The organism is Winogradskyella undariae, assembly GCF_013285155.1.
Taxonomy (GTDB): domain Bacteria; phylum Bacteroidota; class Bacteroidia; order Flavobacteriales; family Flavobacteriaceae; genus Winogradskyella; species Winogradskyella undariae.
In genome coordinates this window covers 133786-151153 of record NZ_JABTEL010000005.1, presented here as the reverse complement: position 1 = coordinate 151153, position 17368 = coordinate 133786, and the positions used below count along the sequence as shown (strand labels likewise).

Annotated in this window: 15 protein-coding genes; 6 read left to right on the top strand and 9 right to left on the bottom strand. The window is 31.8% G+C overall.

The annotated features are described in order from the left end of the window. Nucleotides 1–17: 17 nt before the first annotated feature. Complete coding sequence (locus tag HSX10_RS09220; protein WP_173587924.1) at nt 18–479, bottom strand: hypothetical protein; 462 nt, start codon at nt 477–479, stop codon at nt 18–20. A gap of 190 nt (nt 480–669) precedes the next feature. Between HSX10_RS09220 and folE the strand changes: the two genes are divergently transcribed. The 5 genes from folE (at nt 670) to HSX10_RS09195 (ending at nt 4504) form a co-directional block, all read left to right on the top strand. Beyond that, entirely contained in the window at nt 670–1347 is a 678-nt protein-coding gene (folE, locus tag HSX10_RS09215) for a GTP cyclohydrolase I FolE (RefSeq protein ID WP_173587923.1), read from the top strand. 50 nt (nt 1348–1397) lie between these two features. Then, nucleotides 1398–2879, top strand: a complete 1482-nt coding sequence (gene cysS, locus HSX10_RS09210) for a cysteine--tRNA ligase (RefSeq protein WP_173587922.1) — start codon at nt 1398–1400, stop codon at nt 2877–2879. 4 nt (nt 2880–2883) lie between these two features. Continuing rightward, the gene (gene yidD, locus HSX10_RS09205) at nt 2884–3117 is read left to right on the top strand and encodes a membrane protein insertion efficiency factor YidD (RefSeq protein WP_173587921.1); all 234 of its coding nucleotides are present in this window, start codon (nt 2884–2886) and stop codon (nt 3115–3117) included. 65 nt (nt 3118–3182) lie between these two features. After that, nucleotides 3183–4007: a prolipoprotein diacylglyceryl transferase gene (gene lgt, locus HSX10_RS09200; protein WP_173587920.1), complete on the top strand. Its 825-nt coding sequence runs from the start codon at nt 3183–3185 to the stop codon at nt 4005–4007. Then, the gene (locus HSX10_RS09195; protein WP_173587919.1) at nt 4007–4504 is read left to right on the top strand and encodes a DUF192 domain-containing protein; all 498 of its coding nucleotides are present in this window, start codon (nt 4007–4009) and stop codon (nt 4502–4504) included. The genes lgt and HSX10_RS09195 overlap by 1 nt, the downstream gene beginning before the upstream one ends. A gap of 422 nt (nt 4505–4926) precedes the next feature. Here the strand turns inward: HSX10_RS09195 and secDF are convergent, their stop codons facing one another. The 8 genes from secDF to asnB all read right to left on the bottom strand — a co-directional run bounded on the left by secDF (nt 4927) and on the right by asnB (nt 16456). Beyond that, nucleotides 4927–7974, bottom strand: coding sequence for a protein translocase subunit SecDF (gene secDF, locus HSX10_RS09190; protein WP_173587918.1), 3048 nt, complete (start codon nt 7972–7974; stop codon nt 4927–4929). Between the two features lie 176 nt (nt 7975–8150). Further along, nucleotides 8151–8765, bottom strand: coding sequence for a hypothetical protein (locus HSX10_RS09185; RefSeq protein ID WP_173587917.1), 615 nt, complete (start codon nt 8763–8765; stop codon nt 8151–8153). A 75-nt stretch (nt 8766–8840) separates the two neighbouring features. Further along, nucleotides 8841–9497, bottom strand: a complete 657-nt coding sequence (locus HSX10_RS09180) for a DUF4412 domain-containing protein (RefSeq protein ID WP_173587916.1) — start codon at nt 9495–9497, stop codon at nt 8841–8843. An 89-nt stretch (nt 9498–9586) separates the two neighbouring features. Continuing rightward, a complete protein-coding gene (gene mdh / locus HSX10_RS09175) occupies nt 9587–10513 on the bottom strand; it encodes a malate dehydrogenase (RefSeq protein ID WP_173587915.1) in 927 nt (308 codons plus the stop codon). 305 nt (nt 10514–10818) lie between these two features. Beyond that, on the bottom strand, nt 10819–12768 hold the full coding sequence (gyrB, locus tag HSX10_RS09170; protein WP_173587914.1) for a DNA topoisomerase (ATP-hydrolyzing) subunit B: 1950 nt from the start codon (nt 12766–12768) through the stop codon (nt 10819–10821). Nucleotides 12769–13134: 366 nt separating this feature from the next. Beyond that, nucleotides 13135–14001 (bottom strand): pirin family protein, encoded by an 867-nt coding sequence (locus tag HSX10_RS09165; RefSeq protein ID WP_173587913.1) that lies wholly within the window; start codon nt 13999–14001, stop codon nt 13135–13137. 83 nt (nt 14002–14084) lie between these two features. Then, entirely contained in the window at nt 14085–14681 is a 597-nt protein-coding gene (locus HSX10_RS09160; protein ID WP_173587912.1) for a Crp/Fnr family transcriptional regulator, read from the bottom strand. Between the two features lie 101 nt (nt 14682–14782). Then, entirely contained in the window at nt 14783–16456 is a 1674-nt protein-coding gene (asnB, locus tag HSX10_RS09155; RefSeq protein ID WP_173587911.1) for an asparagine synthase B, read from the bottom strand. A gap of 271 nt (nt 16457–16727) precedes the next feature. Here asnB and HSX10_RS09150 point away from each other — a divergent pair, with 271 nt between their 5' ends. Further along, nucleotides 16728–17318 (top strand): DUF2911 domain-containing protein, encoded by a 591-nt coding sequence (locus HSX10_RS09150; protein ID WP_173587910.1) that lies wholly within the window; start codon nt 16728–16730, stop codon nt 17316–17318. Nucleotides 17319–17368: the final 50 nt, after the last annotated feature.

Here is a 17368-nt window from a genome sequence, read left to right as displayed (position 1 = left end):
ATTTATCAGTTCGTATTTTATTTAAATTTTCTGTATTGAGATGTCACCTGTATAAAATAATTGGTGTTATCAATTTGATAGACGTAAGTACCATTAGCAAAGAAATCTAACTGATACTTTAAAGGATTAAAATTTTCAACATTAAACTTAGTATCACGCTTTAAATTCTTATTGTAAGTCTTAAAAAGTGGTACATTAGAAAGTAGTTTTCCTTTTTTCTGAGTTTTTGGATCAACATCTTCATATATCAAAATTCTATTTCTCAAAAGATGTTTTATATCTTTTAAAAACGATTCATTATCATAAACCATTTCTTGAGCTTGAAGTTGATATACTTCTTCAATCATACTTTTCTCCTTCTTTGTCAGAGGAGTATCTACATTATTGGGATAATTAATTTTTGCATGTGTTTGGTTTTGACTAAAACTCAAAAGACATAAAAATAGAACTGGTAATACTAAGAGGGATTTTAACTTCATTTTTTTGTAATTTAATCTGGCAAATTAATAAATATATAAAGAAAAGAGTGTTAATTCATCAAGGATATTGGCACTTTAACGCTTTTATAGATATAACAGTTATAATTATAAAACCCCTACCTTATACTAAGTGTTTTTATTGTTTATCTTTGCTTCTCGTTTTTTTAAACCGATAACTAATAATTTTATAATGAAAATCGAAAGTGATTTTAACGATATAGATCCTATAGGAGATGACCATATAGGAACATCTAGCGACACCCCTTTAAGAGCTGATGCTTTTAAACTTTCTGATCAAGAAAAAATAGAAAGTATTAAAACAGATGTTAAACATATATTAGAAACCTTAGGTTTAGACCTAACAGACGATAGTTTAAAAGGCACCCCTAATAGAGTTGCTAAAATGTTTGTCAATGAAATTTTTAGTGGATTAGACCCTAATAAAAAGCCAAGTGCTTCAACATTTGATAATAAATATAAATATGGTGAGATGTTAGTTGAAAAAAACATCACCGTATATTCAACATGCGAACACCACCTACTACCAATAGTTGGGCGCGCACATATTGCTTACATTTCTAATGGCACCGTTGTAGGTTTGTCTAAAATGAATAGAATAGTTGATTATTATTCTAAAAGACCACAAGTACAAGAACGTTTAACCATTCAAATCGTAAAAGAACTTCAAAAGGTTTTAGGAACAGATGATGTTGCCTGCATTATTGATGCAAAACATTTATGTGTTAATTCTCGTGGTATTAGAGATATTGAAAGTAGTACTGTAACTTCTGAATTTGGTGGTAAATTCAGTGAAAAAGAAACAAGAAGAGAACTTCTAGACTATATTAAATTAGAAACAAAGTTTTAATCTAAAAAATATTAAACTTATTTATTGATTCATTTATTTAACCTATTTCCATGTCTTTATATCATACGCAACAAATAAAATTATACAATACACTAACTGGTGAAAAAGAAATTTTCCGACCTATAACAGAAGGCTATGTTGGTATGTATGTTTGTGGACCAACAGTGTATAGTAATGTACATTTAGGTAATGTAAGAACTTTTATGTCTTTTGATATGATTTTTCGTTACCTAAAACATTTAGGCTATAAAGTGCGCTACGTTCGTAATATTACAGACGCAGGGCATTTAGAGAATGATGCAGATGCAGGTGAAGATAAGATCACTAAAAAAGCACGTTTAGAAGCTATAGAGCCGATGGAAATTGTACAGCGTTATACCGTAGATTTTCATAATGTGCTTAATACTTTTAATTTTTTGCCTCCAAGTATTGAACCTACCGCAACAGGACATATTATAGAGCAGATTGAATTAATACAATCTATTATAGATAACGGTTTTGGATACCTTGTAAATGGCTCTGTCTATTTTGATGTACACAAATACAATGAGTCTAACGAATACGGTATTTTAAGTAAACGTAAATTAGAAGATTTAATACATAATACAAGAGCATTAGACGGACAAAGCGATAAGAAAAACCCACAAGATTTTGCTCTTTGGAAAAAAGCAGAACCAACACACATTATGCGTTGGCCTTCACCTTGGAGTGATGGTTTTCCTGGCTGGCATTTAGAATGTACTGCAATGAGTACCAAATACCTGGGTGATTTTTTTGATATTCATGGAGGAGGAATGGATCTAAAATTCCCACATCACGAATGTGAAATCGCACAAAACCAAGCTTCTAAAGGACAAGCACCTGTTAAATATTGGATGCATGCTAATATGCTTGAATTAAACGGAGCTCGTATGAGTAAATCTACTGGAAATTATATTAACCCAGCAGAATTACTTTCGGGAAATAATGATATTATGTCTAAAGCATATAACCCTAGTGTTATTCGCTTTTTTATAATGCAAGCCTCTTACAGAAGTATTTTAGATTTAACTGATGATGGATTATCTGCTGCTGAAAAAGGATTCCATAGACTTATGGACGCTATTAGCTTAATTGATAATTTAAAAACAGGAACAAATTCGTCTATTAATGTTACCGATTGGAAGCAGAAATGCTACAATGCTATGAATGACGATTTTAATACGCCAATTTTAATTGCAACACTTTTTGAAGCTGTAAAATTAATCAATCAAATCAAAGATGGAAGCGCAAGCATAACTCCAGAAGATTTAGAGATTTTAAAAGAAACCCTTAACACTTTTGTTTTTGACGTTTTAGGATTGGTTAATATATCGAAAACAAACACAGGCACAGATAAATTATCTAGCGCTGTAGAAATTCTTATAAACCTAAGAAAAGAAGCCCGTATAAATAAAGACTTTGCTTTATCAGATAAAATTAGAGATGATTTATCTGAAGCTGGAATTCAGTTAAAAGACAGCAGAGAAGGCACAACATTTACGACCAACTAAATCTGTGAAAAAACTCTTAACATATCCTTTTCTTTTTTTAATTAAGGTTTACCAAACTGTAATATCACCATTTACACCGGCCACTTGCAGATACCAACCTACATGTTCTCATTACGCTAAAGAAGCACTTGAAGTTCATGGTTTTTTTAAAGGCGGATGGTTAGCAGTGAAAAGAATTTTTAGTTGTCACCCATGGGGTGGAAAAGGATTTGACCCAGTTCCTCCAAAGGAGGATTAATATTACGTTAATCTCATTTTCAATCCCTATCAAAATATTATATTTACCGAATAAATAAAATATCTATGTTTTTATTATCGATTGATTGGGATCCTATAAAGTTTATTGATTTAGGATTTTTTAAACTTCATTTTTACAGTCTTATGTGGATTACAGCCTTCATTTTAGGCTTTTATGTCACTAAACGCATCTACAAAAAAGAAGGACAATCTGACGAATCTTTAGACTCGTTATTCATATACTCTGTAGTGGGTATTATGTTAGGAGCAAGATTAGGTCATGTTATTTTTTACCAACCAGAACTTATAACTGAAGATTTTTTCAGCATCTTTTTACCTTTCAAGTTTAAAGGAGGGTTTGAGTTTACAGGGTTTCAAGGTTTAGCGAGTCATGGTGCTGCAATAGCTATGATTATTTCTATGTATTTATACAATAAGAAAGTATTACACAAAACAGTACTTTGGATATTAGATCGTGTTGTAGTTCCAGTTGCTTTAGGTGCTGTATTTGTTAGGATTGGTAACTTTATCAATTCTGAAATCATAGGAAAATATACAGGAAGTGATTTTGGTGTCGTTTTTAAACAATTAGGAGAAACACAACCAAGACATCCAGCTCAATTATACGAAGCATTTTGTTATGTATTTGTATTCATAATCTTATTTTATTTCTATTGGAAAACAAAAAAATCTGAACAACAAGGTTTTTTATTCGGCCTATTTTTAGTCTTACTTTGGACGGTTAGATTCTTTGTTGAGTTTGTTAAAGAAGCTCAGAATGTTGAACGTGCAGATTGGGCTTTAAATACAGGTCAATGGTTAAGTATTCCTTTTATTATTATAGGACTTTACTTTATGTTTATCTATAAACCTAAAACAAAACTTAACTAATGCGATCTCATTTATTTTTAAAATCTATACTTATTGTTTTTTCATTAGCATTGTTTTCATCTTGCAAAGAAGAAAAGAAAACTACATCTGTGGATAAAGTTGAAGTAAGTTTTAAAAAAGAAGGTACGCTAACGTTAAACAAAGCAACATCAGACTCTATCATAAAAACTATAGATATTGAAATTGCAGATGACGAATACACTACACAAACAGGTTTAATGTACAGAACAGAACTTGAAACAAATCAAGGAATGTTATTTATGTTTCCAGATTCTCAAATGCGAAGTTTTTATATGAAGAATACTAAAATCCCTTTAGACATCATTTATATAGATGAAAACAAAACTATTGTTAGCTTTCAGAAGAATGCGAAGCCAATGGATGAGACATCACTACCTTCTGAAGCACCTGCCAAATATGTGTTAGAAATATATGGTGGACTTAGTAATGTATGGAACCTGAATGTTGGAGATACTATTTCTTTTGAAACTCTATAACAACTTATCACCATAAATAAGATTAATATCTTATCATAAAATTAAAATCCCAGGTTAAATATTAATCTGGGATTTTTTTATTTTAAATTTCATACTCTTACTACTTAAATCCTCAAATAGATATATAAGTTTTAGAAACTGGTTAATTACAAAACTAAACTAGTCAACCTTTTAAATAAGTCAATTACTGACACTGTTAAGTCTTAAATAGAAAATATTCTATAAGAGGACACAACTATAAAATAGCTCCTTAAAACAAACTCTAATTCAATCTTAAATAGAGATTTCTTACTCTGACACTAATCAGAATAAACGCACATTCAATAACACCAATATCCTCTTTTAAGCAAAAAAAATGCCCTTCAATTACGAAGGGCATTTTAGATTCTAAACGAAATTCAGAATACTTATGTTATAAAGACTTAAGCTTCCTCAGCTTCTTCTTTAGCTTTATTCTTAAGCGCTTCTGTAGCACTACCTTTTCTAGCAGTATCGTACATAATTGGTGTTGCAATAAACACTGAAGAATATGTACCGACAATAACACCTACGATTAATGCAAATAATAAATCTTTAAGTGAATCTGCTCCAAATAAGAACATCGCTAATAACACTACTAAAGTTGTTAAAGATGTATTTAACGTTCTACTGATAGTACTGTTTATAGAACGGTTAATTGTTTCACCAAATTCCCATCCAAGGTTATCATTAAAGTATTCTCTAATTCTATCAAATACAACAACGGTATCATTCAGTGAATAACCAATTACGGTTAAGATCGCTGCAATAAACGTTTGATCGATTTCCATGCTGAAAGGCATAAATCTCCAAGTTATTGAGTAGATCCCTAATACAATTAATACATCATGGAATACAGCAGAAACTGCACCAAGAGAGAATTGCCATTTCTTAAATCTTAATAAGATATATAAGAAAACCACTACTAAAGATCCTAAAATAGCCCATATAGATGATTTCTTAATATCATCTGCAATTGTAGGACTCACTTTACTTGATAACATTTTACCAATTTTCTTATCTCCTGATCCGTCTAAGAACTCATCGTAAGTCATGCCATCTGGAAGATATTTTCTAAGTGTTTCAAACAACATAGACTGTACTTCTTCATCAGCTTCTGTAGAGCTATCTTCTACTTTATATTTCGTAGATATTTTTAATTGGTTTTGTCCACCAATAGTTTTTACCTCAGCACTTTCAAATACTTCATGAAGATCAGCTTTCACTTCTTCAACACTCATATCTCTATCAAAACGCACTTGGTAAGTTCTTCCTCCAACAAAATCAATACCTTGATCTAATCCTGTAGTGAAAAGAGAACCTAAACTCGCTAAAATTAATGCTCCAGAAATAATGTAAGCAATTTTACGTTTTTTCAAGAATTGAACATTTAAGTTCTTAAACAAGTTTTTAGTTAAACCCGTAGAGAAATCTAATTTACCACCTCTGTTAACATACCAGTCTACTAATAAACGTGTAATGAAAATCGCAGTAAATAAAGATGTTAAAATACCAATAATTAATGTTGTAGCGAAACCTTTAATTGGACCTGTACCAAATACAAATAAAATTAAAGCTGTTAAACCTGTTGTAATGTTAGCATCTAAAATTGAAGATAATGCATTAGAAAAACCATCTTTAATAGCTTCTTTTTGTGTTTTACCTTTTGCAATTTCTTCTTTTATCCTTTCAAAAATAAGTACGTTAGCATCAACAGACATCCCTATGGTTAATACAATACCAGCAATACCAGGTAACGTTAATACCGCTCCTAAACTTGCTAACACACCAAAGATTAATAAGATGTTTAGTAATAAAGCGATATCTGCAAATCCACCAGATTTTCCGTAGTAAAAAATCATCCAAAGTAATACAAACGCTAAAGCGATAATAAAAGATTGCATTCCGCTATCAATAGCTTCTTGACCTAAAGATGGCCCAACCTCATCTGCTTGTACAATTTGAGCAGAAGCCGGTAATTTACCAGCTCTTAAAACGTTTGCTAAATCGACTGCTTCAGCTAAAGTAAATGAACCTGAAATCTGAGATCTACCTCCTGCAATTGCTCCAGTAGAAACACTTGGTGCAGAATACACTGTGTTATCTAATACAATAGCAATATTACCTTGAGTTTCATAAGCTTTTTTAGTCATTTCTTCCCAAATCTTAGAACCTCTAGCATCCATTTGCATACTAACTGCAGGTCTACTTACTTGGTCATAATCTTGAGTTGCATCTGTAATAACAGCACCACTTAATTCTGGTTCACCATCTCTATTTCCTTTAATAGCGTATAATTCAGAAAATTCAGAATCTTCATTTTGAAGTCCCCAAACAAATCTTACATAACGCATATCAGCAGATAAAGACGCTCTATGTTTAGACGAATTTAATTCTGCCATTACTCTTTCTTTATCTTTAGATAAGAACATAGCAACTACAGAACCACCGTTTCCGTATCCCTGAATTCCTAAAGGATTAACATCTGCTACATTTGTAGAATCTGTTTCAATCTGCCCTGTTAATTCATCAATAGCATCTGCTGTACCTTCTTCTTCTGTTTCTGTTGTATTTGCAACTTCTTCTTTAGGCTCTGCTTTTTTATTAGCTTCTACTAACGCTTGGTTAACTTCTAATAAATAAGGAACAACTTCTGCTGTTTTATATGTTTCCCAAAACTGTAATTGCGCTGTTTTAGTAACTAAATCTTTAACACGCTCAATATCTTTAGCTCCTGGTAATTCTAATAAAATACGACCAGAATTACCTAAACGTTGAATGTTTGGAGATGTTACACCAAATTTATCGATACGTTTACGTAATACTTCAAATGCAGAAATGATTGACTCATCGATTTTTGTTTCAATGATACTTTTAACTTCGTTATCTGACATATCGAATTTAATCTCATCACTTAACGTACGATTAGCAAAAATATCTGGTGAAGCTAATTTAGTATCTCCTTTAATAGCATCAAAAGCCGTAAAGAAAGATTGTAAATAAGAATCTTGTGAATCTTTTTGTAATTCTTCAGCATCATCTAAAGCTTTGTTGAAAATTGGATCTTTACTATTATCAGATAATCCTTTTAATATATCTCTTACTGAAATTTGAAGAATAACGTTAATACCACCTTTAAGGTCTAAACCAAGGTTCATGGCATTGTTTTCAACTTCAGTATAAGAATACTGAGCGATACCTAAATTATAAACTTCAATAGGCTCAAAGTTATCACCTACTTTAATTTTTGAAGTTTTTAAAGAATCTAAGTAACGAAGTTCTTCTACGTTTCTTTTAGATTGGTAATCTGGTTCTGTGTCAGCATATTTTGCAATTGCTGCTGCTTCTGCGGTATCTTCTATTTGTCCGGCTTTGAAAGTAAATGATAATTGATAAATACTGACTAAACCAAATAAAATCGCAAAAAGCTTAATTATTCCTTTGTTTTGCATTGTTTGTTTTTGTTTAATGTCGATTATTAAATTAATTTCAATAGTTATTGAAACTAGCGCGCAAATATATAGCTTACACTATAATTCGACAATGTTTTTTAATAAATTGATTTTCTGCTTTTGATTGATAAAAGCGATATGAAGTGAAGAGGAATTATTTTAGATTATTTAATTCCTTATACAGTGACTGGGCCTGCTCTGACTTCAGGAATGATATAGGAAACTATATCAATAATAGCAGTTAAGTCTTTACGATTAACCTCTAAAATTTCAGTTTCAAAATTATAAAGTAGATTTTGATTTTGAAACCCTGAGTTATTTACCTTAAAGTAAGATAAACGATCTGTTTTTTGATTAAGTTCTAGAACCTGTATTACATTAAAATCCCAATCAGTACTACTGCTAGTCTTTATTTCTGAAATATCAATTTGATAATCCTTATAAAATTTTGAATTTGGAAGATGATCTGGTTTCTCTTGAGAAGAGCTGTATCCGATGCTTAATTCTTCAATATTAAAAAGTACATGCTGAATATATTCTATATCAGTATCACTATGATATGTAATTCGAAGTTTACCTTGATTATTTTCTCCTACTTGAATATGAGAAACACCTATATTTTGTAAGTTATTCTGAATCTCAGCTATAGCACTTTCAGCATTTTCTATAGAAATCTCTTTATCCGAGAACTGAATTACAATTTGCTGATTAGGAACTGTGTATTGCTCTACAAACGTTCCTAAAAACGCCAAGAGTACAGCTAATATGCCAAAATGTAATTTGGTTTTCACACGCCAAATATAGACAAAAAAAAGACTGTATTTCTACAGCCTCTTCTTAATTTTAAAACTGAATATAATATTCAATTACATTCCTTCCATTTTAGTATAACCTGCAGCAGGTGTTAAGCTTACTTTATCATCAGAAACAGTTTCTTTCTTAATTTCAATGATCTCTGATGTCACTTCTATATTTGCTCCCATCTGGTTCATTTTCATAACAAAATAAAGAGGAAACCCTTCTACTTTATCTCCCATTGCTGTTGTATTTTGGCTCACAGCTGAAATTTTGTCTGTAGTAAACATTTCCATTTTTACAACTTGACCGTTTTGTTTCATGCTAATCATATACTGTTGGCATAGGTAACCTAATACTGTTTTAGTTTCTGTTCCTTTTGTAACGACAACATTTTTTAAATCTTCAGCACTAGGCTCAAAAGATTGTAATACATACTTCTTTCCCATTCCTGGGCTATCCATCATCATTAACATTTGCTTATCTGCAGCGTCCATAATAATAACCATATCACCGGTCATAGGACTACTTGTTTCACTACGTGACTTTACTCCCTTAAAATAGGTTTTAGCTGTTGTATCACCCATAGCTTTAAGCTGTGAATTCATTTGCTCATTATCACTAGACATTGTTTGCTTTGCGATAAGAATACCTTCATTTATTTTTTCTTGAGCTGTAGCACTAACACTTAAGATCAAGGCTAAACTTAATAATAGTATTTTTTTCATTCTTGTATTTTGTTTAATATTTCTCATATAAAAACCTTACCAATAGAATATCAGTAAGGTTTTCATTAATTAATTATTTCTATAATGGTCTATAATTCTAATAATCCATTAGTTTTCTTAACACCTTCAGCACTTGCTTTCATGTGTTCTTTTTCTGCATCACTTAAAGATACATCAACTATTTTCTCAATACCATTTTTACCTAAAACAACTGGCACACCGATACAAAGATCACTTAAACCATATTCACCATCTAATAATGTAGAACAAGGGTAAATTTTCTTTTGGTCGCAAGCAATAGCTTGTACTAATCCACTTACAGCTGCTCCTGGTGCATACCAAGCTGAAGTTCCTAATAATTTAGTTAATGTTGCTCCACCAACTTTAGTATCTTCTGCTACTTGTGTTAAACGTTCTTCTGATAAAAACTCAGATACTTTAATACTATTTCTTGTTGCATGAGAGATTAATGGTACCATACCAGTATCACTATGTCCTCCAATTACCATTCCGTCAACATCACTGATTGGTGCTTCTAAAGCTTCAGCTAATCTATATTTGAAACGAGCAGAATCTAAAGCTCCACCCATACCAATAATTCTATGTTTAGGTAAACCTGTAGTTTTATGAACTAAATAAGTCATTGTATCCATTGGGTTACTAACAACTATAATGATTGTATTAGGAGAATGCTTTACTAAATTTGAAGATACTGTTTTAACAATACCTGCGTTAATTCCAATTAATTCTTCACGTGTCATTCCTGGCTTACGAGGAATACCTGAAGTAATAACACAAATATCACTATCTGCTGTTTTAGAATAATCGTTTGTACTTCCTGTTACTTTAGTATCGAATCCGTTTAAAGAAGCACACTGCATTAAATCCATTGCTTTACCTTCTGCATAACCTTCTTTAATATCTAAGATTACTACTTCTGAAGCAAAATTCTTAATTGCGATATACTCTGCACAACTTGCTCCTACGGCACCTGCACCAACTACTGTTACTTTCATGTTTATTATATTTTAATGTGAAACTAAGTGTTATAATTTACCGTAAATTTACGAATAATATTACTGTTAGAGAAGAAGCTTAAGGGTAAATATCTCCCTTTTTTAAAAAAAATACAAGACTTAAAGAGTGTACAAAAAAGAAAATTTAAATATCACAATATCATTATAAATTTAATAAAAACACAACTCTATATTAATCTTACACAAACTCCTCAATAGATTAAATAACAACAAAATATATCACAAAAAAAGCAGCCACATAATTATGTAGCTGCTTTAAAATTTAATAATATAAGCTTAATTAATTATGCATCAATATTTGCATAAATAGCATTCTTTTCTATAAATTCTCTACGTGGCGGAACCTCATCTCCCATTAACATTGAGAACACACGGTCTGCCTCTATTCCATTTTCAATTTGAACAATACGCATCGTTCTAAATTCTGGATTCATAGTGGTATCCCAAAGTTGTTCTGCATTCATTTCCCCAAGACCTTTATAACGCTGAATTTTTGAATTTTCACCAAATTCTCTTACAATACCATCACGCTCTTGATCTGACCAAGCATATTGCTTTTTAGCTCCTTTTTTAACTAAGTATAATGGTGGAGTTGCGATATAAATATGTCCGTTTTCTACTAATTCTTTCATATATCTAAAGAAGAACGTTAAGATAAGTGTAGCAATGTGACTACCATCAATATCGGCATCACACATAATAACTACTTTATGGTATCTTAATTTTGAAAGATTTAAAGCTTTACTATCTTCTTCCGTTCCGATGGTAACACCAAGTGCTGTAAAGATATTCTTGATTTCTTCATTTTCAAAAACCTTGTGTGTCATGGCTTTTTCAACGTTAAGAATCTTACCTCTTAATGGTAAAATGGCTTGAAAAGCTCTATCACGACCTTGTTTAGCCGTACCACCTGCCGAATCTCCCTCGACAAGGAATACTTCACATTTAGAAGGATCTTGCTCAGAACAATCTGATAGTTTCCCAGGTAAACCACCAATACTCATAACGGTTTTACGCTGTACCATTTCACGAGCTTTTTGAGCTGCATGACGTGCTTGTGCTGCTAAAATTACTTTTTGAACAATAATCTTAGCATCTTCTGGATGTTCTTCTAAATAATCTGTTAACATTTCTGAAACTGATTGACTAACAGCTGCAGAAACCTCACGGTTACCTAATTTAGTTTTTGTTTGCCCTTCAAATTGTGGTTCTTGTACTTTTACCGAAATAATAGCAGTTAATCCTTCTCGGAAATCATCACCAGCAATATCAAACTTTAATTTGTCTAACATTCCAGATTCATCTGCATACTTTTTAAGGGTATGTGTTAAACCACGACGGAAACCAGAAAGGTGCGTACCACCTTCATGGGTATTAATATTATTTACATAAGAGTGTAAATTTTCTGCGTATGATGTATTATAAATCATAGCAACCTCTACAGGAACTCCATTTTTTTCACCTTCAAAAGAAATAACATCTTTCATTAAAGGTTCTCTTGTTTCATCTAAAAATTTGATAAATTCTTTAAGACCTTCTTCTGAATGAAAAGTTTCGCCTTCAAATTCACCATCTTCTTTTACACTACGCTTGTCAATTAAGTGAATTGTAATTCCTTTATTTAAGTAAGCTAATTCACGTAAACGACTCGCTAAAGTATCGTAACTATAATCTAAAGTTTGTGTGAAAATTGTAGGATCTGGCTTAAACGTAACAATTGTACCTCTTTTATCAGTTTCACCAACCTTTTTTACAGGATACATGGCTTTACCTCTTTCGTACTCTTGCTCCCAGATTTCACCTTTTCTATAAACAGTCGCTTTTAAATGCTCTGATAATGCGTTAACACAACTTACACCAACACCGTGAAGTCCACCAGAAACTTTATAAGAATCTTTATCGAATTTACCACCTGCACCAATTTTAGTCATTACAACCTCTAGAGCAGAGACACCTTCTTTTTTGTGTAAATCTACAGGAATACCACGACCATCATCTTCTGTAGTAATCGAGTTATCTTCATTTATAGTAACACTAATATTGTCACAATGACCAGCTAAAGCTTCATCAATTGAGTTATCTACAACCTCATATACTAAATGGTGTAAACCTCTCACACCTACATCTCCAATGTACATGGAAGGACGCATACGCACATGCTCCATCCCTTCAAGAGCTTGGATGCTATCTGCGGAATAATTATCCTTGTTAAATTCTTCTCTTTTCTCGCTCATTATTTTGAATACGTTTTAATTCGATTTATGGCATAAAAAAATGACACGTGTGTATCATTTTTGAATACTAACAAATATAAGGATTTAAAAACGCATTTCAAAAGCTTTTTAACGACTCTAAACAATAATCATCATTATTTTTAATTATCACGAAAACGTCTTAAATCGCTTAAAAAGCAGATTAAATCGGATTTCAACGTTTTCAATTCAATATCTAATCTTAAAAAATAAAAAGATGGCTCAAACGCTTTATTTTGAATGTTATTTTTTTTATCTATTTAATGCTTTTTCTTCTAAAACAAAGCGGTAATCTAAGAGGAAGACTAAACAACTTACTCTTCAAGTCTTACTAATTAATAAACTACGCTACTCTAAATATCCAAACTTACCTGTATTAAAATCTTGAAAAGCTTCTACAAGTTCTTCTTGTGTATTCATTACAAATGGACCGTGAGCTGCAATAGGTTCATTAATTGGTTCTCCGCTTAATACTAAAATAATAACATCAGTTAAGGTTTCTACTGTAAAAGTTTCACCGTCCGAACTAAATAATACAAAGTGATCCGCTAACACTTCTTCGCCATTAACCGTGGCGCTTCCTTCAACCATTAATAATGAAGTTGTATAATGTTTTGGAAACGTTAATTGTGTTTTTGTACCTTTCTTCAATTTTAAATTGAACATATTCATTGGCGAAAATGTAGATGCTGGTCCTACAACTCCTTCATATGAACCTGCGATGACCTCAACTTTACCTGCTTCATTTGGCAAAATCACTTTTTTTATTTCTGCATTAGAAATCGCTTGATATTTTGGCGGACTCATTTTATCCTTAGCCGGAAGATTCACCCATAATTGAACCATTTGAAATTCTCCACCTGTTTTACTCCATTCGGTTTCATGAAATTCTTTATGTAATACTCCTGATGCCGCAGTCATCCATTGTACATCTCCTTCACCAATTACACCTCCACCTCCTGCACTATCTCCATGTTCTACACGACCTTTGTAAGCAATAGTAACCGTTTCGAATCCGCGATGTGGATGTACACCAACTCCTTTTGGCTTATCTGTTGCTGGAAAATTATATTTTGAATTATAATCTAGCATAATAAAAGGATCCATACGCTTCATAGTTGAAGTTCCTGGAATAAAATTATGTACTCTAAATCCATCACCTACAAAATGAGGTGTTCCTGGTTTTATTATCTTTTCTATAGTTCTTAGCTTCATCGTACTTTACATATTTATTACTGTAAAATTAATAGAACAATAAAGCCTAAGCATTGACCTATGATAAGTAGTTAAAGCCTGAATTAATACGGTTTAAAGTTCTCTTTAGATAAAGCTTTACGAACACGACTTAAGCTTTCGGGTGTTATTCCTAAATAAGAGGCGATCATCCATTGTGGTACGCGCAACATAATATCGGGGTACATATTTACAAAATACAGATAACGCTCTCGAGCTGTAGCGCCTAGTAATTGACTTATCCTTTTATATAAATGTCTAATATGATTTTGTAATAGTTTTTCGTTTTCCTTTCTAAAATGAGCATTAACACTTGCTACTTTATTCACAAAATCTTCATCTAACAAAACCGTCACGACATCTTCTATTGCATCTATATAATATGTAGAAGGTTCTTGAAAAAACACACTTCCACGATCGCTAACAATCCAACTTTCTGTAGCAAACTGAAGTATATTTTCCTTTCCTTCTTCATTTAAAGCATAGAATCTTAAAACACCTTGTTCTACAAAAAAGGAATAATTACAAACCACACCTTGTTTAAGTAAAAATTCGCCTTTAGAAATCTTCTTTATTTTTATAAAGGGTTCAATTTCTAAAAATTCAACTTCAGATAATCCTCCTTTTTCAATAAGGTATTTCTTAAAATTAGGTAATAACATAGTTTCATTTAAAGTTATGAATTTACAATATTACTAGACATAAAAAAAGACCAATCTTTTAATTAGATTGGTCTTTACTATAAAAATTATTTTTCTTGAAATTATGCTTTCACATAAGAATCTGAATGCACTTTAGCAACTGCTCTACCAGAAGGATCATTCATGTTTTTAAATGCTTCATCCCACTCTAAGGCTGTTGCTGTACTACAAGCTACACTTGCTTCTTGCGGTACACTTAATGCCGCAGCATCACTAGGAAAATGACCTTCGAAAATAGTTCTGTAATAATACTCTTCTTTGTTTAAAGGCGTATTAATTGGAAAACGGAATTTAGCATTTTCTATTTGCTCATCTGTAACTTCTTTATCAACTAATTCCTTTAAAGTATCAATCCAACTGTAACCAACTCCATCAGAAAATTGTTCTTTCTGTCTCCAAGCTACACTTTCTGGAATCATATCTTCAAATGCCTTACGAACTACCCATTTCTCCATGCGTTCTCCGTTGATCATTTTATCTAGTGGGTTGATGCGCATGGCAACATCCATAAATTCTTTATCTAAAAATGGCACACGACCTTCAATTCCCCAAGCAGCTAAACTTTTATTAGCTCTTAAACAATCGTACATGTGTAATTTATCTAATTTACGCACTGTTTCTTCATGAAACTCTCTAGCATCTGGTGCTTTATGAAAGTATAAATACCCACCAAATAACTCATCTGCTCCTTCACCAGACAGTACCATTTTGATTCCCATAGATTTAATAACTCTCGCCATTAAATACATTGGTGTAGACGAACGAATCGTCGTAATATCGTAAGTTTCGATGTTATAAATTACATCTTTAATAGCATCTAAACCTTCTTGAATAGTAAATTTAATTTCATGATGAACCGTACCAATATGATCTGCTACTTTCTTAGCCGCAGCTAAATCTGGCGAACCTTCTAACCCAACAGCAAAAGAATGTAATTGTGGATACCAAGCTTCTGAAACATCATCACTTTCAACACGTTTTTGAGAATATTTTTTTGCAATTGCAGATACTACTGAAGAATCTAAACCTCCAGATAATAATACACCATAAGGCACATCACTCATTAATTGTCTATGCACAGCAGCTTCTAACGCTTCTTTTACTTCAGCAATACTTGTTTCGTTATCTTTTACAGCATCATATTCTGCCCAATCTCTTTTATACCATTTTACAAATTCTCCATCTTTGCTAGACATATAATGTCCTGGAGGAAATAATTCAATTTTAGTACAAACACCTTCTAAAGCTTTTAATTCTGAAGCCACATAAAAAGTTCCACTTTTATCCCATCCTATATATAAAGGAATAATTCCCATATGGTCTCGAGCAATAAAATACTCATCTTTCTCAGCATCATAGATCGCGAAACCAAAAATACCGTTCATCTCATCTACAAAGTCTGCACCTTTTTCTTGATATAAAGCTAAGATGACTTCACAATCACTTTCTGTTTGAAAATCGTACTTACCTTCAAATTGCTTTCTTAACTCTCTATGGTTATAGATTTCTCCGTTTGCTGCTAAAATTAACTTCTTATCAGGACTTAACAATGGTTGTTTTCCTGAAGCAGGATCTACAATTGCTAAACGCTCATGCGCCATAATCACTTTATCGTCACTATATATTCCGCTCCAATCTGGACCGCGATGACGAATTGATTTAGCCATTTCTAATACCTGAGGTCTTAAGTCATCAGTTTTTTGTTTTATATCGAACGCACATACTATTCCGCACATAACTTTTATATTTTTTGAATTAGGCTTGAATTATAATAAGCCGTTTAATTATTAATTATAGTACAAATATGAACACAAACTTTCATATTAAAAACATAAATAGCAATAATGGTTATAATATGTAACTTTTAAAAACAAATACATAGTAATATAAAATCAACATGACAAAAAATTCATAGATTAACTATTAATCTGTAAATTTTAATAGATCATTACGACTTACGACACATATAATATTCTAATTTAATCAAACAAAAATTTAATTCTATTTATGAAAACTTCAAAATTATTAACTACTATTAGTCTAACATTCGTAATGCTTATCTCGTTAAATGTTAGTGCTCAAGAATTTGACCAAATGGACAATAGCACAATGGATCGTGCTTACTATCCTTCAAACGCTCCAAAAAGAACATTTGAAAAAAGTGATGAAGCTAAAAAACAAGCTGAACCACAAATTAGAGTCACTTACTCTAGACCTGCTAAAAAAGGAAGAGAAGTTTTTGGTAAACTTTTAAAATTTGGAAAAGCATGGAGAGTTGGCGCTAATGAATCTACAGAAATATTATTTGTTAATGATGTTATGTTTGGAGGAAAAGAAATTAAAGCGGGACGTTACAGCGTTATTATCATTCCTACAGAAAACGAATGGACTCTTAAATTAAATACAGGATTAGACGGTTGGGGTAATTACGGTTACGATGAAACTAAAGATATTGCAAGCGTATCAGTACCTGTAACAAAAAGCGATAAGGAAATTGAAAATTTATCTATAGCATTATACAAAACTGCTAAAAATACTGTGAGCTTAAAAATTGGATGGGATACTACAATTGCTGAATTTCCTATTACTCTAAAATAAGATACCTATTACACATTTTAAACTTTAACATCCATTTGGCATATTTAATA

What these genes read in the sequence shown, in the direction of transcription:
- HSX10_RS09220 (WP_173587924.1), bottom strand. Translation starts at nt 479, where the DNA reads ATGAAGTTAAAATCCCTCTTAGTATTACCAGTTCTATTTTTATGTCTT.
- folE (WP_173587923.1), top strand. Translation starts at nt 670, where the DNA reads ATGAAAATCGAAAGTGATTTTAACGATATAGATCCTATAGGAGATGAC.
- cysS (WP_173587922.1), top strand. Translation starts at nt 1,398, where the DNA reads ATGTCTTTATATCATACGCAACAAATAAAATTATACAATACACTAACT.
- lgt (WP_173587920.1), top strand. Translation starts at nt 3,183, where the DNA reads ATGTTTTTATTATCGATTGATTGGGATCCTATAAAGTTTATTGATTTA.
- HSX10_RS09195 (WP_173587919.1), top strand. Translation starts at nt 4,007, where the DNA reads ATGCGATCTCATTTATTTTTAAAATCTATACTTATTGTTTTTTCATTA.
- secDF (WP_173587918.1), bottom strand. Translation starts at nt 7,974, where the DNA reads ATGCAAAACAAAGGAATAATTAAGCTTTTTGCGATTTTATTTGGTTTA.
- HSX10_RS09180 (WP_173587916.1), bottom strand. Translation starts at nt 9,497, where the DNA reads ATGAAAAAAATACTATTATTAAGTTTAGCCTTGATCTTAAGTGTTAGT.
- mdh (WP_173587915.1), bottom strand. Translation starts at nt 10,513, where the DNA reads ATGAAAGTAACAGTAGTTGGTGCAGGTGCCGTAGGAGCAAGTTGTGCA.
- gyrB (WP_173587914.1), bottom strand. Translation starts at nt 12,768, where the DNA reads ATGAGCGAGAAAAGAGAAGAATTTAACAAGGATAATTATTCCGCAGAT.
- HSX10_RS09165 (WP_173587913.1), bottom strand. Translation starts at nt 14,001, where the DNA reads ATGAAGCTAAGAACTATAGAAAAGATAATAAAACCAGGAACACCTCAT.
- HSX10_RS09160 (WP_173587912.1), bottom strand. Translation starts at nt 14,681, where the DNA reads ATGTTATTACCTAATTTTAAGAAATACCTTATTGAAAAAGGAGGATTA.
- asnB (WP_173587911.1), bottom strand. Translation starts at nt 16,456, where the DNA reads ATGTGCGGAATAGTATGTGCGTTCGATATAAAACAAAAAACTGATGAC.
- HSX10_RS09150 (WP_173587910.1), top strand. Translation starts at nt 16,728, where the DNA reads ATGAAAACTTCAAAATTATTAACTACTATTAGTCTAACATTCGTAATG.